The organism is Aequorivita sublithincola DSM 14238, from assembly GCF_000265385.1.
In the GTDB taxonomy this organism is placed as follows: domain Bacteria; phylum Bacteroidota; class Bacteroidia; order Flavobacteriales; family Flavobacteriaceae; genus Aequorivita; species Aequorivita sublithincola.
Map to the genome: position 1 here is coordinate 1,826,845 of NC_018013.1, position 24,069 is coordinate 1,850,913.

At 37.2% G+C, this 24,069-nt stretch carries 19 protein-coding genes and 1 tRNA gene; 17 read left to right on the top strand and 3 right to left on the bottom strand.

Translation table 11 applies throughout. The features are described 5' to 3' along the window. The first annotated feature begins 56 nt into the window (after positions 1-56). The 9 genes from AEQSU_RS08430 (at position 57) to AEQSU_RS08465 (ending at position 9,354) form a co-directional block, all read left to right on the top strand. A complete protein-coding gene (locus AEQSU_RS08430; RefSeq protein WP_014782438.1) occupies positions 57-1,283 on the top strand; it encodes a Glu/Leu/Phe/Val dehydrogenase dimerization domain-containing protein in 1,227 nt (408 codons plus the stop codon). 21 nt (positions 1,284-1,304) lie between these two features. Beyond that, complete coding sequence (gene nhaD, locus AEQSU_RS08435) at positions 1,305-2,684, top strand: sodium:proton antiporter NhaD (RefSeq protein WP_014782439.1); 1,380 nt, start codon at positions 1,305-1,307, stop codon at positions 2,682-2,684. A 48-nt stretch (positions 2,685-2,732) separates the two neighbouring features. After that, positions 2,733-3,437 (top strand): MotA/TolQ/ExbB proton channel family protein, encoded by a 705-nt coding sequence (locus tag AEQSU_RS08440; RefSeq protein ID WP_014782440.1) that lies wholly within the window; start codon positions 2,733-2,735, stop codon positions 3,435-3,437. Next, on the top strand, positions 3,437-3,829 hold the full coding sequence (locus tag AEQSU_RS08445) for an ExbD/TolR family protein (protein WP_014782441.1): 393 nt from the start codon (positions 3,437-3,439) through the stop codon (positions 3,827-3,829). Before AEQSU_RS08440 ends, AEQSU_RS08445 begins: the two co-directional genes overlap by 1 nt. Positions 3,830-3,972: 143 nt before the next feature. Beyond that, positions 3,973-4,791, top strand: a complete 819-nt coding sequence (locus AEQSU_RS08450) for an energy transducer TonB (RefSeq protein WP_042491821.1) — start codon at positions 3,973-3,975, stop codon at positions 4,789-4,791. Between the two features lie 74 nt (positions 4,792-4,865). Next, the gene (locus tag AEQSU_RS16610; protein ID WP_014782443.1) at positions 4,866-5,006 is read left to right on the top strand and encodes a hypothetical protein; all 141 of its coding nucleotides are present in this window, start codon (positions 4,866-4,868) and stop codon (positions 5,004-5,006) included. Between the two features lie 199 nt (positions 5,007-5,205). Continuing rightward, on the top strand, positions 5,206-5,445 hold the full coding sequence (locus AEQSU_RS08455; protein ID WP_014782444.1) for a hypothetical protein: 240 nt from the start codon (positions 5,206-5,208) through the stop codon (positions 5,443-5,445). Between the two features lie 96 nt (positions 5,446-5,541). Next, positions 5,542-8,064, top strand: coding sequence for a T9SS type A sorting domain-containing protein (locus AEQSU_RS08460; RefSeq protein ID WP_014782445.1), 2,523 nt, complete (start codon positions 5,542-5,544; stop codon positions 8,062-8,064). 72 nt (positions 8,065-8,136) lie between these two features. Next, entirely contained in the window at positions 8,137-9,354 is a 1,218-nt protein-coding gene (locus AEQSU_RS08465) for a bifunctional folylpolyglutamate synthase/dihydrofolate synthase (RefSeq protein ID WP_014782446.1), read from the top strand. Between the two features lie 54 nt (positions 9,355-9,408). On the opposite strand, the gene AEQSU_RS08470 is transcribed toward AEQSU_RS08465, so the two are convergent. Then, positions 9,409-9,486, bottom strand: a tRNA-Val gene (locus AEQSU_RS08470). A gap of 152 nt (positions 9,487-9,638) precedes the next feature. Here AEQSU_RS08470 and AEQSU_RS08475 point away from each other — a divergent pair. From AEQSU_RS08475 to AEQSU_RS08495, 5 genes are all read left to right on the top strand, one after another. Then, positions 9,639-10,619, top strand: a complete 981-nt coding sequence (locus tag AEQSU_RS08475) for a YitT family protein (protein ID WP_014782447.1) — start codon at positions 9,639-9,641, stop codon at positions 10,617-10,619. 428 nt (positions 10,620-11,047) lie between these two features. Further along, the gene (locus AEQSU_RS08480; protein ID WP_014782448.1) at positions 11,048-11,560 is read left to right on the top strand and encodes a Pvc16 family protein; all 513 of its coding nucleotides are present in this window, start codon (positions 11,048-11,050) and stop codon (positions 11,558-11,560) included. A 99-nt stretch (positions 11,561-11,659) separates the two neighbouring features. Further along, positions 11,660-13,528: a phage tail sheath family protein gene (locus tag AEQSU_RS08485; RefSeq protein WP_014782449.1), complete on the top strand. Its 1,869-nt coding sequence runs from the start codon at positions 11,660-11,662 to the stop codon at positions 13,526-13,528. Between the two features lie 34 nt (positions 13,529-13,562). Then, positions 13,563-14,021: a phage tail protein gene (locus AEQSU_RS08490; protein WP_014782450.1), complete on the top strand. Its 459-nt coding sequence runs from the start codon at positions 13,563-13,565 to the stop codon at positions 14,019-14,021. 288 nt (positions 14,022-14,309) lie between these two features. Continuing rightward, positions 14,310-14,627 (top strand): DUF5063 domain-containing protein, encoded by a 318-nt coding sequence (locus AEQSU_RS08495; protein WP_245529065.1) that lies wholly within the window; start codon positions 14,310-14,312, stop codon positions 14,625-14,627. 391 nt (positions 14,628-15,018) lie between these two features. Here AEQSU_RS08495 and AEQSU_RS08505 read toward each other — a convergent pair whose 3' ends face one another. Further along, a complete protein-coding gene (locus AEQSU_RS08505; protein ID WP_014782453.1) occupies positions 15,019-16,299 on the bottom strand; it encodes a UDP-N-acetylmuramoyl-tripeptide--D-alanyl-D-alanine ligase in 1,281 nt (426 codons plus the stop codon). 70 nt (positions 16,300-16,369) lie between these two features. Continuing rightward, complete coding sequence (gene gldJ, locus AEQSU_RS08510; protein WP_014782454.1) at positions 16,370-18,043, bottom strand: gliding motility lipoprotein GldJ; 1,674 nt, start codon at positions 18,041-18,043, stop codon at positions 16,370-16,372. A gap of 221 nt (positions 18,044-18,264) precedes the next feature. Between gldJ and porU the strand changes: the two genes are divergently transcribed. From porU to cdd, 3 genes are all read left to right on the top strand, one after another. Next, positions 18,265-22,113: a type IX secretion system sortase PorU gene (gene porU, locus AEQSU_RS08515; RefSeq protein ID WP_014782455.1), complete on the top strand. Its 3,849-nt coding sequence runs from the start codon at positions 18,265-18,267 to the stop codon at positions 22,111-22,113. 34 nt (positions 22,114-22,147) lie between these two features. Continuing rightward, on the top strand, positions 22,148-23,326 hold the full coding sequence (gene porV / locus AEQSU_RS08520; protein WP_014782456.1) for a type IX secretion system outer membrane channel protein PorV: 1,179 nt from the start codon (positions 22,148-22,150) through the stop codon (positions 23,324-23,326). 115 nt (positions 23,327-23,441) lie between these two features. After that, positions 23,442-23,924 carry a cytidine deaminase gene (gene cdd / locus AEQSU_RS08525; RefSeq protein WP_014782457.1) on the top strand — a complete coding sequence of 161 codons (483 nt, stop codon included), beginning with the start codon at positions 23,442-23,444 and terminating at the stop codon, positions 23,922-23,924. Positions 23,925-24,069: the final 145 nt, after the last annotated feature.

A 24,069-nucleotide genomic window follows, 5' to 3' on the forward strand; every position in this document is an offset into this window, starting at 1 on the left:
ATTTGTCATCACGCTCCTTCGCATTAGCTAAGGAAAACTTTAACTCTCCGCATTAAATGAAAGATTTACTAAAAAAGTACGAAGAAAAAGAACCCGAAATAGTTTTTCATTGGAATGACTCTGAAACAGAGGCTGAAGGCTGGACAGTAATAAATTCATTGCGTGGCGGTGCCGCGGGCGGTGGAACCCGAATGCGAAAGGGACTTGACTCTAACGAAGTACTTTCTCTTGCAAAAACAATGGAAGTTAAATTTACCGTTGCTGGGCCTGCCATTGGTGGCGCCAAAAGCGGAATTAACTTTGACCCTCAGGATCCTCGTAAAAAAGGAGTGTTGGAACGTTGGTTTAAGGCAGTTTCACCTTTGCTGAAAGCGTATTACGGAACGGGTGGTGATCTAAATGTAGATGAAATTCACGAAGTGATACCAATGACCGAAGAAAGTGGTGTTTGGCATCCGCAAGAAGGTGTTTTCAACGGGCATTTCTCGCCGACGGAAGCTGATAAAATTAATAGAATTGGGCAATTGCGTCAAGGTGTTATAAAAGTATTGGAGAATGTAAACTTTTCTCCAGATGTTTCCCGGAAATACACTGTGGCCGATATGATTACTGGTTATGGCGTTGCAGAAGCAGTTCGCCATTATTACGATATTTATGGTGGAAGCGTAAAAGGAAAACGCGCCGTAGTCCAAGGTTTTGGAAACGTTGGTGCAGCGGCAGCCTATTATCTTTCACAAATGGGTGCTAAAATTGTTGGGATTATTGACCGCGATGGCGGCATCATCAACAAAGACGGTTTTTCTTTTGAAGAAATAAAACAACTCTTCCACAAAAAGGATGGCAACACGTTGGTTGCGGATAATATGATTCCTTTTAAAGAAATAAACGATAAAATTTGGAACCTAGAAACGGAGATTTTTGCTCCTTGTGCCGCTTCAAGATTGGTTACGCAAGAGCAGATTTCACAAATGATTGAAACAGGTCTGGAAGTGATTAGCTGCGGCGCTAATGTTCCTTTTGCAGACAAAGAAATTTTCTTTGGACCAATTATGGAATATACCGACGAGCGCGTTAGTTTAATTCCAGATTTTATCAGTAATTGCGGTATGGCACGTGTGTTTGCCTATTTTATGGAACGCAAAGTGCAAATGACAGATGAAGCTATTTTCAACGATACATCCATTACCATCAAAAACGCTATTCAGAATACATTTGATAACAATAGCACCAAAACAAACATCAGCAAAACCGCTTTTGAAATTGCATTGAAACAATTAATATAATTAACTGTAACCAAGTATAGTATGGCTTCAATCATCATTTTAATTTTCGTAATTGGGTATCTTTCCATCACTCTGGAGCATCCATTAAAATTGGATAAAACTGTGCCCGCGCTTATAATGGCATCATTAATATGGGCCGTTTTAGCCATCGGTTTTGTAAACGATTGGTTTGATGTAATTAATAGTGACGAACAGGCTTTTAATTTCCTTTCTGGAGGCGAAACAGCCATGGAAGGTTTTGAAGGAACACTACTTCATCATTTAGGGAAAACTTCCGAAATCCTTATTTTCCTTATTGGAGCAATGACTATTGTTGAAATAATAGATCTTCATCGTGGTTTTGAAGTATTGAAAAGTGCAGTAAAGACAAAAAGTAAACGTAAACTACTTTGGATTATCGGGATAATTGCTTTTTTCCTTTCAGCGATTATTGATAACCTAACTGCAACTATCGTTTTGATAACGTTGTTAAGAAAACTGATACACAGAAGAGAAGATAGAATTTGGTATGCTGCATTGGTAGTTATCGCAGCAAATGCTGGTGGTGCTTGGTCTCCCATTGGAGACGTTACAACAACCATGCTTTGGATAGCCAAGAAGCTAACCGCTGGAGGTCTTATTGAATTTGTAGTTTTACCATCAATAGTGTGTTTTGCAATTCCATTCTTAATTGCAAGTTATTTGCCAGCTTTCCGCGGAAATATTGAAGTGGATGCTAGAGAAGACAAAGACGAAGAAGCATTATTGAGCAGCAAAACCATGCTATTTTTAGGCCTTGGTATGATAATTTCTGTACCCGTATTTAAAACCATAACGCATTTACCGCCATATATGGGAATGATGTTGGCATTAGGTGTGGTCTGGCTTGTTTCAGAATACATTCATCCTGAAGAAGATTTCAGCAAAGAAAGAAGACATTTATATTCTGCACACAAAGCTCTTTCACGTATCGAAATTTCAAGTATTCTTTTCTTCCTTGGAATATTAATGGCAGTAGCTGGGCTAGAAAGTCTTGTTTATGGCGTTGTTAATGGAGAGGAAGTGGGAACACTTCGTTATGTTGCTGAAGTTTTGCAACAAGCTATTCCTAATCAAGATGTTGTTATTATTTTGTTGGGTATTCTATCCGCAATTATTGATAACGTACCGTTGGTAGCAGCTTCCATAGGAATGTATGATATGCCAATAGACTCTGTACTTTGGCACTTTATAGCCTATTCTGCTGGAACGGGTGGTAGTATGCTTATTATTGGCTCTGCCGCTGGTGTTGCCGCAATGGGAATGGAGCGTATAGATTTTATCTGGTATCTTAAGAAAATCACGTGGCTGGCTTTTATAGGCTTCATTGCAGGGGCTGGAGTATTTCTTTTGTTTGAAAGAGTCTTATTTCACCATACCTAACAATTTCTGAAACCTATTATCGTTATTCACTAAAACAAAACCTTTTTTATGTTAAACTTCTTTATTCAAGAGGGTGCCGAAGTTGCGCAAGATCTTGAACCTGTTGTCGAAGCCCAAGAGAAAACGCTTTCCATCATGGATTTATTAATGACTGGCGGTATAGCTGGTCAAATAATTATTGCGGTTCTTTTTGTACTTCTTTTTGTAGCGGTCTATATTTATTTTGAAAGACTTTTTGCAATTAAAGCTGCAAACAAGATGGACGGTAACTTTATGAATCAAATCCGAGACCACGTTGCCAAAGGAAATATTCAAGCTGCAAAAGTACTTTGCGCACAGAATAATACGCCGGTTTCACATTTAACTGAAAAAGGAATTTCACGAATTGGAAGTCCTTTGGAAGATATTAATACCGCTATTGAAAATGCTGGTCGTTTGGAAGTTTATAAACTTGAAAAAAACGTAAGCGTTCTTGCAACAATTGCCGGAGCAGCACCCATGATTGGTTTCTTAGGAACAGTAATCGGGATGGTTTTGGCTTTTCATACACTTGCAACCAGTAGTGGCCAAGCCGAAATGGGAACCCTAGCTGAAGGTATTTATACAGCAATGACAACTACTGTAGCTGGATTAATTGTTGGTATTATTGCCTATATGGGCTACAACCATTTGGTAGTGCGGACCGATAAAGTGGTTCACCAGATGGAAGCCACAGCGGTAGATTTCCTTGACATGCTAAACGAGCCTGCTTAATGAACTTACGAGGAAGAAATAAAGTAAGTGCCGAGTTCAGCATGAGTTCCATGACAGACATTGTGTTTCTGTTGTTGGTATTCTTCTTGCTTACTTCGCCTGCTATAACGCCAGATGCTTTGGATTTAATACTTCCGAAAGCAAAAGGAAAAACGTCCAATGTTCAAAAAGCATCCGTAAGCATTACAAAAGATGGGGCATATTATGTGGACAAAGAACGCGTAAGTGAATACAGCATTGAAAGCGAACTGAAAAAAGCACTCGCAGGACAAGAAGAACCAACGGTAATTCTACGTGCCGAAGAAGGCGTGCCTATTGAAGATGCCGTTTTTGTAATGGATATTGCCAATAGAAATAACTTCAAAGTAGTTCTGGCAGTCAGACCAAATTGAGTGTTCAGTATTCAGTAGCAGTTGGCAGTAGGCTCGCAATTTATCGCGTGCCCAAAGATTTTGAAAAATAGTCGTTACCTGATAAATCAGTTCTTTTATAAACTCCTATTTCAAAAAAACTTCACAATCTTAAATTTAAAACCTTGAATATCTTAGATACAGAACATAAAAGAAAAAGTATGATCATCACGGTAATCGTGCATGTTATCATTCTTATTCTATTGTTTTATGTGGGAATGAAATATTTGGATCCACCATTGGAGCAGGGAATAGCAATCAATTTTGGTACTACGGAAACTGGCAGCGGAAACATTCAGCCTACTGAAAAAATACAATCTGCACCTCAAAAAACTACATCAGAACCTGTTTCGCAACCTAAATCTGTTGTAAAGGAAGAAGTCATTACCCAGGATAAAGAAGATGCTCCCGTAATTCAAAAAGAAAAGCCAAAGAAAGAACAAAAGGAAACTCCAGTAAAAGAGCAACCAAAAAAAGAAGTAAAAAAACCAGACCCAAAGCCTGATAAAGCTACAACAGATGCACTTTCCAGCATATTGAACGGTCCAAAAAGTGACGGTACTGCAAAAGGAGGCGAAGGTAACGATGGCAAACCAGGCGACAAAGGAAGTCCAGACGGAGATCCCAATGCCAGCAGCTATTATGGTACCGGAAAAAGCTTGGACGGCGACGGCAATTATTTACTTGGTGGAAGAAAGGCTCTAAACAAAGAAAAATTTGTGCAAGACTGCAATGAAGCAGGAACAGTAGTTGTAAGTATTGAAGTTGACCGAAACGGAAAAGTAATAAGCGCAACGCCTGGCGTTCGTGGAACTACAAATAATTCAAAATGCCTTACGGAACCTGCAAAGCGAGCAGCTTTAGCCACAAAATTCAACGCAGACGATAAAGCTCCTGCAAAACAGATTGGAAAAATTATCTATAGGTTTAGTCTTTCTGAATAATTGGTCAATAAATTTATGTCATTTTCATAAAGCTTAAAATTCACTATCTATATTGAAGTTTAAAAGATTGAGTTATGACTATTATCAAAATACAAGAGGATATAAAAGGCTTGGAAAAAACGACCTTTAAAACCATTGCTGAGGCGCACAGAGCATTGGGGAAAGCACGAAGATTTCTCCAAACCTTCCGCTCGATGAAGCCGTTGAATCTATAAAATATCAAGACGATAAGATCATTGTTTATAGAAAGGACGGCGAAATTGAAATTCATGCACCAATGGTCGATCAGGATACAAATGAGATATTCGATTTGGATTTTCGACCACTTACCAAAGAAGAACTAACTCCCGAAATATTAAAAAGTCTTAAAAATTTTCGAAAGAATTTTAATCCCGATGACTTAATCGATATTCGATGAAAATAGTTGAAAAGGATGCTTCGATTTTAAAATATCTAAAAAAGAGAAATATCGTTAAACTCTACATAAAAGCCAAACTATATTTGGAAGCAGACTTGACGGAAAATGCAAATTTAAAATTACTCAAACCTAAAAGCAGCTTAATTTTTTCTTTTCGAATTACCAAAGAGCACCGAGCACTTGCAGTAAAAGAAAACGATGTTCTCATAGTTTTTGAAATTTCGGACTATCAATAGGCAAAATCGAAATCATTAGTCTTCTTTTAAAATAAATATTTCCTAATAAAAAAACCTTTCATTTTTCAGTATCTTTAAATTTCAAATAAAGATGCTATGCTTCGCACTTCTACTTTTCTCTTCGTATTAATTTGTTTTATTGGATGTAAAAATTCTACAGTAAAGGAAAAATCTTTTTCTTTAGAAAATTCAACTTCAAAAAATTCTGAAGAAAAAAGCGAGAAATATCCTTTCGATTTAATGTTTATGCAGCGTGCCTATCCAAGTGGCGAGATAAATACTTCAGCATATTCCGCAGCAATTCAATGGAAAAAACAAGCTTCAAATAAAAACACAGCCAATGAAGTATGGCAATTTAGTGGTCCATTAAATGTTGGCGGACGTATAACAGATATTGAAATTCCTTCTTCTCAACCAGATGTCTATTACGTTGGCGCAGCTTCTGGCGGTATTTTTAAAACGGTGAACGCTGGAACAGATTGGACTCCCATTTTTGACGACCAACAAATGCTCTCCATCGGCGATATTGAAATTTCAAAAAGTAATAACGATTTAATTTATGTAGGTACAGGCGAAGTAAACGCAGGCGGAGGTTCACTAGTTTACGACGGCGATGGAATTTATAAAAGTAATGACGGCGGAACAACCTGGCAGTCTAAAGGTTTACCAGATATTGGAAGTGTTGGAAAAATAGTTTTGGATCCAAATGATAATAATACAGCCTTCGTGGGTGCAATGGGGCCTTTGTTCAAAAACAGTAGCAATCGTGGCGTTTATAAAACTTCAAATGGCGGCGATAGCTGGCAGCAGGTTTTGTTCGTAAGTGATTCTACTGGCGTGGTTGACATGTCAATTCACCCAACAAACGGCAACATTGTTTACGCTGCAAGCTGGGAGCGCATACGAAGACCAAACCGCAGACAGTATGGCGGAATAACTTCAGGAATTTATAGAACGACGGACGGCGGCACCAACTGGACAGAACTTACCAGCGGTTTGCCTAGCAGTGCTTCACAAAAAGGAAGAATTAGTATTGATATTTCACAATCCAATCCAAATGTTTTATATGCTAGATATGCAAGTACTTCCGGAAGCATTCAAGGAGTTTATAAAACCGTAAATGGTGGAGATTCCTGGACTGCTGTTAATTCTAGTCAGTTAACAGATGTAGGTTTTCATTGGTGGTTTGGTGGAATTTTTATTGATCCAACGGATGAAAACGTACTTTACAATGTAGATTTTAATGTTCAGAAATCAACAAATGGCGGTGCTAGTTGGAATGATTCCTTCATAAATGCACACGTAGATCAACACGCAATGGCTTTTAATGCTTCGGCTTCCAATGAGATTTTACTTGGGAACGACGGCGGTCTGTATGCTAGCAGCAACGGTGGAGCTTCAGCAACAAAAAATTTGAAACTTCCCATTACGCAATTCAACAGAATGTATGTTGATGCACAAAATCCGAATAAAATTTACGGTGGTGCGCAGGACAATAGCACGAGTAGAACCCAAACTGGTGGATTGAGCGACTGGAACATTATATACGGTGGTGATGGATTTCAGCCGTTGGTGGATCCCACAAATACTAACGTTATTTATGCGCTTTATCAATATGGTGCGCTTGGTAAATCCACTAATAATGGTGGTTCGTTTTTTAGCGCCACAAACGGAATCTCTGGTGGCGATAGAAATAATTGGGACACTCCAATAACCTTTGATCCTAACAATTCCCAAACGCTCTATTTCGGAACCAATAAACTATACAAAACTACGAATGCGGCGGGCAATTGGTCTGCAATTAGTCCCGATTTAACCAATGGACCACACAATGGAAATCTCACTTTTGGAAGCATCACAACCATCAGCGTTTCACAATTTAACAGTCAAGTTATTTATGTTGGAACAGACGACGGAAAAGCTTCGGTAACACAAGACGGAGGTGCGACTTGGACAGACATTTCAGCGGGAATTCCGAATCGTTGGGTAACGAAAATTTTGGCTTCAAAAGAAAATGCGAATACAGTTTATTTAACCCTTTCTGGATATCGCTTTGGCGAAAATGTAGGTCATGTTTATAAAAGTATTGACTTCGGAAATAGTTGGGTTGATATTTCAATCAGTTTGCCAGATATTCCTGTGAATGATATTGCGCAAGACAGTTTCGGAAACCTATTTGTCGGAACGGATGTTGGGGTTTTGGCCACAAAAGATGAAGGAGCTAATTGGACTGTTTTAGGCGAAAATTTACCTTCTGCTGTAGTTTCAGATCTTTTCATTCACGAAAATTCTCAGTTTCTTTATGCAGCCACCTTCGGTCGTTCTAGTTATAAAATTGATATTTCTGGAAATATTTTGAGCACAGATAAAACTAATTTTTCTTCGGAATTAAAAGTATTTCCAAACCCTGCTTCTACAATAGTCACGATTTCTTTAGAAAAATCCTTCGTAAATGCTTCTTTGAAGATGTATGACGTTATGGGAAAAATGGTAAAACAATTAAATTTTGAAAATAATAAAGAGATTCGTTTTTCAGTTGAAAGTTTACAGCCAGGCATTTATTACCTTAAAATTTCTGAAGCTGGAAAACAAACGACCAAAAAATTAATCGTAAAATAAATAATCTAAGGATTCTTTTCGATAGAAAATTTTACTAGAAATAATCAATTATTAACCATAAACCATTCCCCCATCAATTATTCAGAAACCATAGCGTGGCTTTTTGCACAACTGCCAATGTACCAAAGGGTAGGGCAGTCCGCTTATAAAGCAGATTTAGCGGCTACAATTCATCTTGCCGACTATCTAAATAATCCCGAAAATAGTTTTAAAAATGTGCACGTCGCTGGCACGAATGGTAAAGGCAGCACGAGCCATATGCTCGCCTCAGTTTTTCAGGAAGCTGGTTATAAAACGGGGCTTTACACTTCACCGCATTTAAAGGATTTCAGAGAACGGATAAAGATTAACGGCGAAATGATTCCGAAGAAAAACGTTTCGGAATTTGTAGAAAAGCACAAATCATTTTTTGAAAATAACCAGATCTCCTTTTTTGAAATGGCCGTGGGTTTGGCGTTTGATTATTTTAGAAATGAAAAAGTTGATATAGCTATTATTGAAGTAGGAATGGGCGGAAGGCTGGATAGTACGAACATAATTTCGCCAGAAGTTTCTGTCATAACCAATATCGGTTTGGATCACGTTCAATTTTTAGGAAACACTTTAGAAAAAGTAGCTGTGGAAAAAGGCGGAATTATAAAGAGCGGAATTCCAGTTGTTATTGGCGAAACATTGCCAGAAACAAAACCTGTTTTTGAAAAAATTGCTTCGGAAAGAGTTGCGGCAATCACCTTTGCTGAAACTTTTGATGCCGCTGATTACACTTCAGATTTGAAAGGAATCTATCAGAAAAAGAATATAAAAACTGTTTTGGCAACTTTGGAAATCCTTCAAAGTAAGGATTGGAACATTTCCGAAGAAAATATAAAAAGCGGATTAATGAATACTATTAAAAACACTGGATTATTGGGACGTTGGCAAATTTTGAATGAATCTCCGAAAGTTATATGCGATACGGGTCACAATAAAGATGGCTTGCAATTAGTACTGGAACAGTTGAAATCAGAGTCCTATAAAAACCTGCACATTGTTTTAGGTGTTGTTAACGATAAAGATTTGGCTTCGGTTTTGCCTTTGTTTCCTAAAAATGCAACTTATTATTTCTGTAAACCAAGGATTCCACGCGGTTTGGACGCTTCACTTTTATTGTCGCAAGCCCGCGGATTTGAATTGGTCGGTGAAGATTATATTTCTGTGAAAGAAGCTTATAACGCCGCTGTTAAAGCTGCATCTATAAATGATTTGGTATTTGTGGGTGGAAGTACTTTTGTTGTGGCGGAAGTTGTTTAAGCTAAATTTTAAGCATAAAAAAATCCCGACGAATTCGTCAGGATTTTTAAAATCTGGTGGGCGATGAGGGGTTCGAACCCCCGACCCCCTCGGTGTAAACGAGGTGCTCTGAACCAGCTGAGCTAATCGCCCTTCTTATTAGCGGTTGCAAATATAAACTACTTTTTAATTTCGCCAAGCATTTATTTGAAATAATTATTTAAAATGAAGTTTTTGTTTGGTTGTCTAAAGCGCTATTTAAGTTTAACTTTGGTTCCATCATTAATTTAAAAAATTAAAAACATTTGATTCCATTCTTCAAAACGATTATAGTAAACGTTGTTAAAAACCGCCGAAAGAATAAAACCGGCGCCAAACCGCTGGAGTCTTTTGACAAAAGTGTTACAAATCTTGAAGTTGAGGTAACGCATGAACTTTCGGATTTATTTTATCTTCTTCTTGGGGTGTTATCCGCTTCTTTTGGATTGCGAGGTTTTTTGATGCCTAGCGCCTTTATTGATGGAGGTGTAACAGGAGTTTCATTGATGATAAACGAACTTACAGGAATTGGACTGTCATTTTTGTTAGTTTGTTTTAACCTTCCGTTTATCATTCTTGCCTATTTCTCAATAGGGAAACGGTTTGCTATTAAAAGCGTGATGGGTATCGTGCTCTTGTCTATAGCTGTTGCTTTTATTCCTTTCCCGCAGATTACGGACGATAAAATATTGATTGCTGCCTTTGGTGGTTTGTTTTTAGGGTTAGGAATAGGACTAGCAATCCGAGGAGGTGCAATTATAGACGGAACCGAGGTTTTGGCCATATTTATTAGTCGAAAAACAAGTCTTACGGTTGGAAATGTAATCATGATTTTTAACGTGATTATATTTATGACTGCAGCCTATTTCCTTTCTACCGAAGTTGCACTTTATGCAATCTTAACTTATTTCGCAGCTTCAAAAACTGTAGATTTCGTAATTGACGGTATTGAAGAATTTATGGGAATTACCATTATCTCTGAAAATAGTGAAGAAATACGTCTTGCGATCATCGAAAAAATGGGACGTGGCTGTACTATCTTTAAAGCTGAAAATGGTTTTTCTAAAAATGGTGAAACTCGAAGACCTGTTGATGTTGTTTATACCGTAATCACACGTTTAGAAATGAGCAAACTTAAAACAGAGGTTGATAAAATAGATACACAAGCCTTTATGATTATGACTTCCGTAAAAGATGCAAAGGGTGGAATGATAAAAAAGAAACCGATAAAGAAGTTCGATAAATAACTTTTCTGACCGATTCTTGTTTTGGTCCTTATAGTTATGATGGTTGTTACGTGTTTTTTGGTGCTTTAAAAAATAAGACCATTAACTCAGTTGGTTGAGAGTGTCACGTCGACAACGTGGAAGTCGTTGGTTCCCCCGAAGCCTCGGGGCAACATGGCTCACAACAAAAAATCCTGATGAACATTTTCATCGGGATTTTTTGTTTGTACCATATACGTAGTAGCACTTATAGGAAGTAATGACTTTTTTGTTAATATTATAATTATTAAAAGGTTAGGATTTAATCAGAGCTAAATACACTGTATTTTAAAACTAAGAGCCTCGTAAAAGACCCAAATCAGTATTAGTAAATTTCTTGTATTCCAACTCTTATTTAGTATGCTAATTTATTGGAGCTTAAAAAAATTGACTTCTTAAAATCCATAGTTATGATTGATAAGGCACTAAGTTTTATTACAGATTTCTTAAACCAAGAATTAAAAAGGACCTGTGATATAAGTTCAAATTTGGTAATAGCAAGCGGTTTGGTAAATCCAGATGGTTCAGTTTCAGAAAATATTCAAAACAAGATTGTCATTTCGGTTATAAATCTTGAAAATGAAACCTTCCCAAAATCATTGGACAATTTTAGAACAACAGCGAGCAATACGTACGACAAAACGGCACCGCCAGTATATCTCAATCTATACTTGTTAATTTCGGCCAATTATGATTCCTCAAATTACTTGGAATCTCTTAAAATGCTTTCTACCGTAATTACTTCATTTCATTCAAATTCTTACTTCACCAAAAATGAACATCCCAATATGCCGTCACCTTTGGAGAAATTAACACTGGAAATATACAATGTGCCAATCACGGAGCTGAGCCATATTTGGAATGGCTTTGGGGCTAAATATGTTCCTTCAGTAGTTTACAAACTGCGAATGATAACATTATAGTAAGAACGAATCAAGATTTATTAAGAAATAATTCGGAAGAGAATAATGCTCCATTCCAGTTTACAACAATAGTTTATGATTAGCTAAAATTAAAAGACAATGCCAAAAGATATAAAAACCCCAGGAGTTTACATTGAAGAAGTGAATGCTTTTGGAAATGCCGTTATACCTGTCCCGACTGCCGTGCCTGCTTTTATTGGCTTCACGCAAGAGACCTCCTTTGACGGGGGAAGTCTATTGAACAAAGCCGTCAAGATAAATTCTTTGGCAGAATTTTTAACCATTTTTGGAAGCGACGCTCCTAAAGTGCAGCACAGCGTAAAATCAACGCCTTTGCCAGAACGATTAGCGAATCTTGAAGCGGAAGTAGTACGAACACAAGCTATTTTGGACAAAGCAAATATGATGGTTAAAAAAGTAGGAAATGATGCTACTGATGGAATGATAAAAGCACAGACCAATGCTAAAACATCAAGTGACGCGGCTAACGAAGCTCTTAGTACTGTAAAAGCAGACAAGACCATCAAGGCACTTTTGGACGCAAAAGATAAACTTCCGAAAGATGAAACAAAGCCCACAAAAATACAATTGGCTGCCGTGTTCGAGGCCCAAAAAACTTATGATGAAGCCATTGTCACGGCAGATTTTGCAGTAGATGGTTATGCTTATTCGGTCAAAGCCAAAACAATTAATTATAGATTATACAGTGCGTTAAAATTCTTTTACTTAAACGGTGGAAGCCAATGCTATATAATGAGTATTGGTGGATACAACTACACCAAAGGCACCATTACGGACACAAAACCATTTACAGATGCAATCACGCTACTTGAAAAGGAAAAGGAGCCCACAATACTCGTGATTCCTGACGTGGTGGAAATTGCTGATCCAACTGTAACAGATCCAAATGAGGCTGATTATTTGAAAAATAAATTTGCCAATGCGTATTCATTGCAAAGCGCCATGATTAACCATTGCGGGAAAATGCAAAACCGATTTGCAATTCTTGATGTTCCAAGAGGTTTTACTGAGCCAATGACGGGAACAACTAGTGTTGAGCAGTTTAGGGACAGTGTAGAGCCCCAAGATCCAAGATTCAACAGCTATGCTGCGGTTTATTACCCTTGGTTGCATACTACAGTCTATCAAACTTCAGAAATAGGGTATGAAAATCTGGATCCGGCTTCATATCTTCAAGTTGTCCAGTTGCTAACTTATGAATTTACTGATTTAAAAACAGGTGCATTGAATGAAAATATTGCTCCTGTAATACAAACCTTTTCAAGTCCAGCGAATGCTACAAAAGCAGGTTTTGGAAAAGGGGATAGCATGCTTCAAAATTTAAGCAATTCATATCAACTCTTGATGAAAACAATTCTGGTAAATATGAACCTAATTGCACCGAGTGCTGGTATGGCGGGTATTTATACTTACATAGATAACAATGATGGAGTTTGGAATGCTCCTGCCAATGTTGGTATTCAAAGTACCATTATGCCTTCCATTAAAATAGACAACAAAGCCCAACAGTATCTGAATGTGCCCATAAGTGGTAAATCGGTTTGTGCCATTCGTGCATTTACCGGCCGTGGAAACTTAGTTTGGGGAGCGAGAACTTTAGATGGAAACTCTAATGATTGGCGCTACATCAATGTGCGAAGAACACTTATGTTTATAGAACAATCTGTAAAAGAGGCGACAAAAGCTTATGAATTTGAAGCCAATGATGCAACTACTTGGGTGAACATAAAAAATATGATAGATAGCTTTTTAACAGGACTTTGGAAACAAGGAGCTCTTGTTGGAGCAAAACCAGCAGATGCCTTTTCAGTAAAAGTTGGTTTGGGAAGTACCATGAGCAGTGACGATATTCAACAAGGAATTATGCGCATTTCTGTTATGGTTGCCGTTATGCACCCTGCAGAATTTATGGTTATAACATTCCAGCAGAATATGCAAAAAGCTTAAATAACTAATGTTTAATTTTTAAATTCACAAAATCATGTCAGACGAATCAGCTCAAGACAATCCGTGGCTATTACCAAAGTTTTACTTTGCGGTAAGTTTAGGTTCACAAAATAATATTGTTTCCTTTAAAGAGGTTTTGGGTTTGGATATTAAAGCACAAATCATAGAATACCGGCACGGTGATAGCCCAATATTTTCAACAGTAAAAATGCCTGGAATAACAAAGTTTGGGAGCATAATTATGAAGAAAGGAATTTTTGTAAATGGTACTAATTTCTGGGAGTGGTACGATGCCATAAAAATGAACACCGTAAAAAGAGAAACCGTTATCATTTATCTTTTGGATGAAAATGGAAAGCCTACTATGATCTGGACTTTGAACAATGCTTGGCCAACCAAAATAACTGTTGTCAATATGGAAGCAGATGCAAACGAGATCGCTGTGGAAACTTTAGAACTTAGTCATGAAGGATTAACAATTCAAAATAGTTAATAATGAATAGCTGCATTTTAGTAACAAGGTGAATCATGCTGTTAAACGCTAAAGTGAATGAGCTTTGGGTGATGGTGTGGAAATTATAAATTTTTATCTTTGGATTAGGCCCAATAAAAAATGTGAAAACTAGCGCATATCCTTACAAATGGGCAGGATAGACCCAGAAAATTTGGGGATATAAACAAGTTGTAACATATTTAGACTAACATTGGCAAACTAGAAAAACTTATAAATCGGATTACGAAATTTGGTCTTAATGATAAAGTTCAGTCGGATAACAAAGAATTGGAAATTCAACAACTTTTGGTTGGACTTTACTCTGAATTTCTGAATATGGAAACGGAATTTGATGATGCTGATTTTGAAGAAGAGCCTACTTTCGATTATGACACAATAAAGAAAAACGTACAGACAAATTTTCCAGAATTTGGCTGTTATCATTCAGTTTGGGAATCACATAAAATAGTTGAAGATGCGGACTTGGTTACTGGAGATGCAATTGACGATTTAAGTGATATTATTAAAGATATGCTAGTAATAAAATGGCAATTTGATAATACGAGTGAGAAATATGCAAAATGGTACTTTAAGGATATAATGTGAATTCACTTAGAACAACACTTTGTGATTTTTTAAAATATTTAAAGGACAAGAACGGTTAAAATCACGAAACCAGAAATTAACTTTTTATAATGATTGTTAGTTTAAGCGAAATAATGACGGAAAACCCTTTTTACATTGGGAGTTTGTGCCTAATTTTAGGTGTATCATCCTTAATTTACAAAATCAGTAAAAAAAATTCTTTTAAAATGAAAGATTATAACGTGATGAGTTGGAAAGCTATGGTTAATTCTTGGGCTTTCATAATTATGCTAATAGTCTTGGGAATCACATTAATATTTCAGAATTAATTAAAAAACGTGGTACCACAAAGTACTGTGGTAATAAACAAGTAAAAAACCCCACAAGCTTCCCTTAAATAAACTCAAGCAACCTAAATCAACTCCAAAACCCGCTCCAAAGCCATCCCTCTTGAAGCTTTTATCAAGATAGTTGCATTTTTTGGCGAATTGTTTTCAATGACTGTTTTCAATGCATCAAATGTTTCAAATTGATAAATGTGCGAGGTGTTATTTTTTGTTTTAAAGAAATTACTTCCCACTAAAAACACTTTTCCAAAAGGGTTTTCAACTAAAAAATCAACTATGTTTTGATGCTCGGTTTCTGCTTCTTTTCCCAGTTCAAACATATCGCCCAAAAACATAATTTTGTTATCGCCATTTGCCTGTTTAAAGTTTTCCAAAGCTGCCAGCATGCTGGTTGGGTTCGCATTATAGGCATCCATTAAGATTGTGTTAGAACCTTTCGTCATCAACTGCGAACGGTTGTTGCTTGGAACGTAGCCTTCAATACCTTTCTTTATTTCTTCTGAAGAAACCTTAAAATAAGCCCCAATAGCAATTGCCGCAGAAATATTTGCAAAATTGTAAGCCCCCACTAAATTGCTTTGAATTTTTATTCCTTTGAATTCTACCAAAAGGTGATGGGAACTATCTAATAAGTTTACATCAAAATCACTTTGAGGCGTGCCAAAAGTTATTCTTTCAATTCCATCGGAATTGGATAATTGTTTCGGGTCGTTCGCGTTTACAAATATTTTCTTATTATGCACTTTCAGAAATTGATAGAGCTCGGTTTTACCTTGAACTACGCCTTCAATACTCCCAAATCCTTCTAAATGCGCTTTACCAAAATTGGTTATGTAGCCGTAATCTGGTTCGGCTATTTCGCTTAACATTTTTATTTCGCCTAAATGGTTGGCGCCCATTTCCACGATCCCAAGCTCGGTTTCCTTATTCATCGATAGTAGCGTTAAGGGAACGCCTATGTGATTGTTCAAGTTTCCTGGTGTGGCAACGGTTTTGAATTTTTGTGAAAGCACTGCATTTATAAGCTCTTTGGAAGTAGTTTTTCCATTGCTTCCCGTTAAAGAAATTATAGGAAGACTAAGAAATTCTCTATGAAATTGAGCTAATTGTTGAAGCGTCAATAAAACATTGTCAACAAAAATCGTTTCCCCCGTATTTTTATGGAAGGCTATTTCATCAACAATTACTTTGAAAGCTCCTTTGTCAAGCGCTTCCTGAGTAAAAAGATTTCCGTTGAAATTATCGCCTTTTAAAGCAAAGAAGATACATTTTGGAATTATTTTTCGGGTGTCTGTGCAAACACCACTACTATCCAATAAATATTTGTGGAGCAATTCTATAGTCATAAAATAAATATACTAAAAAACCCTCCGAAGCTGTATGCCAAGGAGGGTTGATTTTATAATTTTTTATACGTTAGTTTCTAGCACGTTTACCTTTTTTGCTCTTAGAACCTACGCGGCTCATTGCACATCTAAAACCAATATAGTCTGTTGCCATATCCTGTGGAAAATAACGTCTTTGAGCAGGATCTAACCAATAGTCTCTGTCTCTCCATGAACCTCCTTTAAACACACGAACTTCGTTATCAATTAAAGTAGTTCTGGTTGAGGACTTATCATATTGACGATCTAGAGAGCCTGTGCTATCTGCGCTTACTTTTTGAACTGGTGAGTTGTACATACGTTTTGTGCCATCACCATTTTCGTCAGCTTCATCTGCAAAAGACTGATAGTAACGAGATGAACTCTTGTCACCATCACGATAATCGCGGTTGTCACTTTTCGAGAAATTGGTGCGTAAATAAGTTTCGTTTTCGTCAACTGGTACTTGAAGAATTTCTCCAGGTAAGTTACGGGCAATGATTTTACCATTGCTCAAAGTATCGTATATTATTGAATCTTTTGTAACTACTTTCACTTTTCCGTCTTCACCAATAGCATTTTTAGTGTAAACGTTTCCACGATAATAGTTGAAGTCATTAAATTCATCATCTACAATAGGGCGGTAAATATCTGCAACCCATTCGGCAACGTTTCCTGCCATATCATACAACCCATAATCGTTTGGTTCGTATGATTTTACTTCGGCTGTAATATCTGCTCCGTCATCACTCCATCCTGCAATACCACCGTAATCACCATCGCCTTGTTTAAAGTTGGCCAATTGGTCACCACGAGATTTTCTTTTTCCAGAACGTGTGTATTGTCCTTCCCAAGGATATTTTTTCTTTCCTCTATAAACATTATAATTACGAATTCCTACTAAACCAAGTGCTGCATATTCCCACTCTGCTTCGGTTGGAAGACGATAAGCTGGTTGCAGTAAACCATCTTTACGCGAAATGTATAGGTTTGTACTGTCCTTGCTTCTTTTTGCTATAGATTCTGATTTTTTTCCACCACGGGTAATAGAATCATTTCCACCATAAGCTAAGGTTGGAGCATTTAAATATGTTTCTGTATTGAATGTTTCGCCTGGTTTTGCATCATATCTGGCGTTACGTGAAGTAATTCCAGCGCTTTCTAAAGCAGCCTCGTTAACACGGTCTGTTCTCCAATTGCTGAATTCAACAGCTTGGATCCAGCTAACACCTACTACTGGATAGAGTGCATAAGCAGGATGACGAAGGTAATTGTTAGTCATTACTTCGTTAAAACCTAAACGGTTTCTCCAAACAAGTGTATCTGGTACTGCGCCTTCATATATTCTTCTATAGTTTTCGTCAGATGGAGGGAAAACTTTCTTCAACCAATCTAAATATTCAAGATACATTAGGTTGGTTACTTCAGTTTCGTCCATATAAAAAGACTGAACGTGTTGTTGAGTAGGTGTGTTGTTCCAGTCGTGCATAGGATCGTCTTGAACTTTTCCCATGGTGAACGTTCCACCTTCAACAAAAACAAGGCCTGGGCCTGTCTCCTGTTCTTTAGTTTTGGGGTCATACTGGAAGCCGCCTTCTTTCGAATTCATTTTCCAGCCCGTTGCTCGGGAACTGTCTTTATAGTCTCTAGTTTTGTTGCAAGCCACAAAAAATGAGGCTATTAATACAGTGATAAATAGATTTAAAGCAAGATTTTTTCTTAACATCATAGATTCAATTATGATAAAATTGGGTTCGCAAGATAGTAATTAACGATAAAAACACAATAATATTTTGTTATTATTGCGTTGTGAGTTTTTAATAGGTATTACGACCAATACGGTATGCAAACGTATTAGTTTTAAAATTATTATCCTAATATCATTTTGTTTGAAGAGTTTAAAATGCTGCTTATACTAAGTGTATATTTGAAGCGTTATTGGTACTAATGAGAAAAACGATACTACTTTTTATTTTATTTGCGCTCCCTCTTTTGGGAATGGCGCAGTCTAAAAGCATAACTATCAACTGGGGCAACAATAGTTCTGGTGTTCCTGATTTTGGAGGAAAAGAATCTTCTGACGATAAGAATTTTGATCCGCTTAAGCTTCAATTGAGCAAAGAAACTGTCCAATATACTACGCAATGGGTAGATGGTGATTTCGCAGACGAAAATTCTTTAACTGTTACAAATGTTCGTTTTGGAGTGGTTTCTTCCGAAGAACTAAAAAAAATAACACCTCAATCTTTGCCAAAAAAACTTGAATACCATATTGGAAGCACAATGGGTAGAGATGTGCTTTACACTGTTTTTAATATTTCTCCGATAATTAATAATAATGGAAGCTACCAAAAAGTGCTATCTTTTGATCTTAATTATAGGTATGGCGGAATATGCATAGGGGAACCGCCAGCAATTACCAATTCTGTGCTTGCAAGCGGCTCTTGGTTCAAATTTAGAGTTGAAAACACTGGAATTTACAAACTTGATAAAGCATTCCTAAATAGTTTGGGAATGAACACAGACGGTATTAATCCTCGGAATATTAAAGTGTATGGTCACGGTGGAAAATCATTGCCTTTGCTGAACAGACAAACCCGTTTTTTTGATCTTCCGGAAAATGACATACAAGTTGTGGGTGAAGAAGATGGAAGTTTTGATGGCGGCGATTTTGTGCTTTTTTATGGAACTAGCACTCAAGGATATGTGAGAGAGAACGACTCTAACCTTAACCCTTATGCAGACGAATCCTATTATTATGTTACAGCAGATGGTGCTTCAGGAAAACGAGTAAAACCAATGGTGGAACCAACAGGAGCTGTTAGCTTAAGCATAAATGAGTTTGATGACTACCAATTTCATGAAATAGACGAAGTAAGTCCAACCTTGTTAGGTAGAAAATGGTTCGGAAACCGTTTTGATATTGAGGACGAACAAAGTTTTAGCTTTGAATTTCCAAATATTATTCCTAGTAAACCAATGAAGTTGACTGTTAAAGCCGCTGCCGCTTCAGAAAGCGGCACTTCTATGGCGGTTTCAATTAATAGCGCCAGCTTAGACCCGATTAATTTTGATCGTCTTGGAGACGATGGGCTTTTAAGCATGAAAGAATTAGTGAAGGAGATTCCTGCAAGCACTGCAACCGTTACGGTAGATTTAGCCTATAATAATTCAGGAAATCCATCTAGTATTGGATATCTAGATTATATTGGAATCTGGGCAGTGCGGCAGTTAATGGGCGCAGAAGGGCAATTGGCTTTTCGCCATAACGATGCGGCTACCACCTCTGGAGTAGGGGAATATCAAATAAGCAATGCCGCCCAATTTTCGCAGGTTTGGGATGTAACTGATACGCAATTTATCACTTCAAAGCAAAATGAAGGCAATGCTTCATCGTTCAGTTTTAAGCAAACTCTTGGCGAGGTGCGAAACTATGTGGCAGTAGACCCAAATAACTATTATGTTCCTACTAAAATTTCTCAATCTTCGGTTCAAAACCAAAACTTAAAAGGAACAATTTTTAAGGATGAGTCTGGAAATTTTAAAGATGTGGACTATCTTATTATTACAGCGCCATTTCTTATTCAGCCTGCATTGCGCTTAGCACAACATAATAAGGAATTTCAAGGGCTTAACGTAAAAGTAGTGACAACAGATAAAATTTATGAAGAATTCAGCTCTGGCAGACAGGAAATTAGTGCCATTAGAAATTTTATTAGATACGTTTATTATAATGCCTCATCTCCTTCGAAACGCATAAAATATCTGGGAATAATGGGCGATACTTCCATAGATTATAAGAATAGGATTACTAGAAATAATAACAACGTGCCTACATATCAAACACTTACAGGTACCAGTATAAGTAGTTCTTTTATGTCGGACGATTTCTTTGGAAATATGGATCCTTGTGAAGGAACCATTGGTTCTAACGTTTATGATGATGACGGTGAAAAATTATCTGATATTGACAAATTGGACGTGGCAATAGGTAGGATTGTTGTTGACAATGTTTCATTAGCAAACGCAATGGTGGATAAAATTATAAGATACAACACAAAATCTTCCTATGGCAATTGGAGAAATAATTTTGTTCTTATCTCTGACGATAATGATAAATCTGGTGAGAAAGATTTAGAAGTTGAACTTGATAAAATTGGTGATACAATTTCAATGAAAAAGCCATTTATTAATGTAAAAAAAATACACTCAGACTCTTACCAACAAGAAGCATCTGCAGGTGGTAATCGCTATCCAGAAGTTAATGACGCCATCAAAACAGCTTTTGAGGCCGGAGCAATAATTATAGATTATTTTGGTCACGGAGGTGAGGACGGTTTGGCTAATGAAGCCATATATACAAAAGAAGCTGCTTTGGAATTAAAAAATAAAGATAAACTTCCGTGTGTTATAACTGTTACCTGCGAATTCACAAAATTTGACAACCCTAAAAGAATTACTGCCGGAGAACTTACCTTTCAAAACAAAGAAGGGGGTGCCATTTCATTGGTTACTACAACTAGAGCGGTTTATATATCTGATGGAATAGCATTAAACAAAAAACTGGGGAATCAGCTATTTGGTTATGAAAGGGATATACCCGAACCACCTGCTGTAGGTCTTAGAAAAGCAAAAAACCAAACAGGTACAGCGTTGAGGCGGGTTATATTTTATATAGGCGATCCTGCAATGCCACTAGCCTTTCCAAAGAAAAGCATTCGGCTTACCAAACTTAATGGGGTGCCAATTGGCGAGGCAACAGATACCTTAAAGGCATTGAGTAAAATTAAACTAGAAGGCGAAGTCATAAATGCGGATGGAACATTAATGACAGATTATAATGGAGTACTGGAGGCAAAACTTTTTGATAAAAACGTAATGCGCCAAACTTTGGATAATGATAATCAGGGTTTTATAATGAATTTCATAACGCTGGGTGAAGGGCTTTTTAACGGGCAAGCAAGTGTTGCCAATGGTGTTTTTGAATTTGAATTCGTAGTGCCGCGCGATATACAAATTCCAGTGGGCAAAGGTAGAGTAAGTCTTTATTCAAAAAGAAATGACGTGCTGGAAAACCAAACTGGTGTAAACTTAGATTTAAATGTAGGTGGTCTTAACAAAGATGCGCCTGAAGACAATGAAGGTCCATTAATTCGGCTTTATATGAACGACGAAAGTTTTGTTTCAGGAGGAATTACGGACAATGCGCCAATTCTTTTAGCAAAACTGGAGGATCCAAACGGTATAAACACCGCTAGCGGAATTGGTCATGATATTGTAGCCATTCTGGATGGCGATGAATCCAATCCATTTGTTATGAACGAATTTTACCAAGCAGAAGTAGATGATTACACAAAAGGTAAAACCCATTACAAATTTCGCGATTTGGAAGATGGGTTGCATACGCTAACATTAAAAGCTTGGGACGTTTACAACAATTCATCCACTGCCGAAATACAGTTCATTGTAGCTGGCAGTGGCAAACTTGAAATTACAAAAGTGCTTAATTATCCAAATCCATTTGTAAGCTATACTGAATTTTGGTTCAACCACAACAGACCAGATGAAACACTAGATGTGCAAGTGCAAGTATTTACCGTGACCGGAAAAGTAGTTTGGACTAAGAATGCCTCTTTACCACCATCAGGCAGCTATTTAAGCAGAGAAATTAAGTGGGATGGCCGCGACGATTTTGGCGATCGTATTGGAAAAGGTGTATATGTATATAAGATAACGGTAAGATCTGCGTTAACCAATCAGCGGGTTGAAAAATTCGAGAAACTCGTCATCCTTTAAAAATTAAAATTATATTTGCTCAAAATTATTTAATATGAAGAAATTAATTATCCCAGTTATAATCGGATTAGTTGCTTTTAAAAGCATAGGACAGACTAATCCTCCGCCTCCGCCAGATAATGCAGGAATTGAAAATCGTGTAATCACCACAGGTGTTCCGTTTATGTTAATAGGCGCCGATCCGCGTTCAGGTGGTATGGGTGATATAGGTGTTGTAACTTCCGCTGATGCTTTTTCACAACAATGGAATCCAGCAAAATATGCCTTTGCATTGTCAAAACAAGGAGTAGGTGCTACCTATACACCATACTTGAATAAATTGGTGAATGATATATTTTTAGGAAACCTTACTTATTATAACAGATTGAACGAGCAAAGCGCTGTTGCAGCTAGTTTTCGTTATTTCAGTCAAGGTGAAATAGAACTTCGCGAAAGACCAGATGATATTCCAGTAATTGTGAAACCAAACGAACTTCTCTTCGATGTTTCCTATGCACTTAGACTTAGTGAGCGATTTTCTATGGCTGTAGCTGGTAGATATATTCGTTCAGACTTAAAGCTGCAAACATCAGTAGAAGATGCAAATGCAGCTAGTTCTGTTGCGGTAGATGTTGCAGGTTATTATCAAAGTGAAGAAATACCTTATGACGATTTTGACGGTCGTTGGAGATTGGGTTTCAACATTTCAAACATTGGTCCAAAACTGAAATATGACGAAGTAGGTTCAGAAAGTAACCTTCCAACAAACCTTGCCCTTGGTGGTGGTTTTGATTTCATTCTTGATGAATATAACAAAGTGGGTATTTCAGCAGAAGTGAACAAATTATTGGTTCCAACGCCTAGTGATTCAAATAACGACGGTAATATTAACAAAGAAGACGACTACTATAACAAAAGCTTTTTTAGCGGTATCTTTTCATCTTTCAGTGATGCCCCAGATGGTTTTAGTGAAGAATTAAAAGAATTCACTTGGGCTTTGGGCGCAGAATATTGGTACCAAGATGTTTTTGCATTGAGAGGTGGTTATTTTAATGAAAGTGATGTAAAAGGAGGAAGAAAATTTGCAACTATTGGAGCAGGTTTCCGCTATACCTTCATAGGTATAGACTTATCCTATCTGTTTTCTACCTCTAAGTTGGCAAATAGCCCATTGGATGGAACGCTCCGTTTTGGGTTGACTTTCAACTTTGGCGATACTTACGACGAGTATTAGGAAAAAGTTTATAAGTTTAGATGTGAAAACAAAGAGTTTCATTTTACTTTACCGTTTTGGCGGACAGGCTAATAAGCCCTTAAACTCCTAAACATTTAAACTCATCAACAAACAAGTGAAAAAACAAAAAATTGAAATCTCGCTAGAAGTTTTTGAAACCATTTCAGAACTTCCAAAAGACATTCAAGAACTAATGAATAAGGCGCAGCAAGCACGTGAAAATGCTTATGCGCCTTATTCACGTTTTAGGGTTGGGACGGCGCTTCAGCTTGCTTCTGGAGAAATAGTTTTAGGCAGCAACCAGGAAAATGCTGCATATCCTTCAGGTCTCTGTGCTGAAAGAGTTGCGGTTTTTAGCGCAGGAGCAAACTTTCCGAATCAAACTATAACCTCGTTAGCTATAACGGTTCGCTCCGAAAATCATGAAATTTCAGAAGCCATTGCGCCTTGTGGAGCTTGCAGACAATCATTAGCAGAGTACGAGCAAAAACAAAAAAGCCCCATCGCAATCTACTTTATGGGCGAAACAGGTGAAATCATTAAAGTGGCTTCGGTCATGGATTTGCTGCCATTGGGTTTTGATGCCAAGTATCTTTAAATAAATTCCAAGTTCCAAATTCCAAAAACCACATATAAAATTCTAAATTCGAATTTAATATGTGGTTTGATTATTGAGTTTTAGAATTTGGAATTTGTTTTTTGGAATTTGGTGCTTATTTGTTATTTGGGATTTGTTTTTTGGT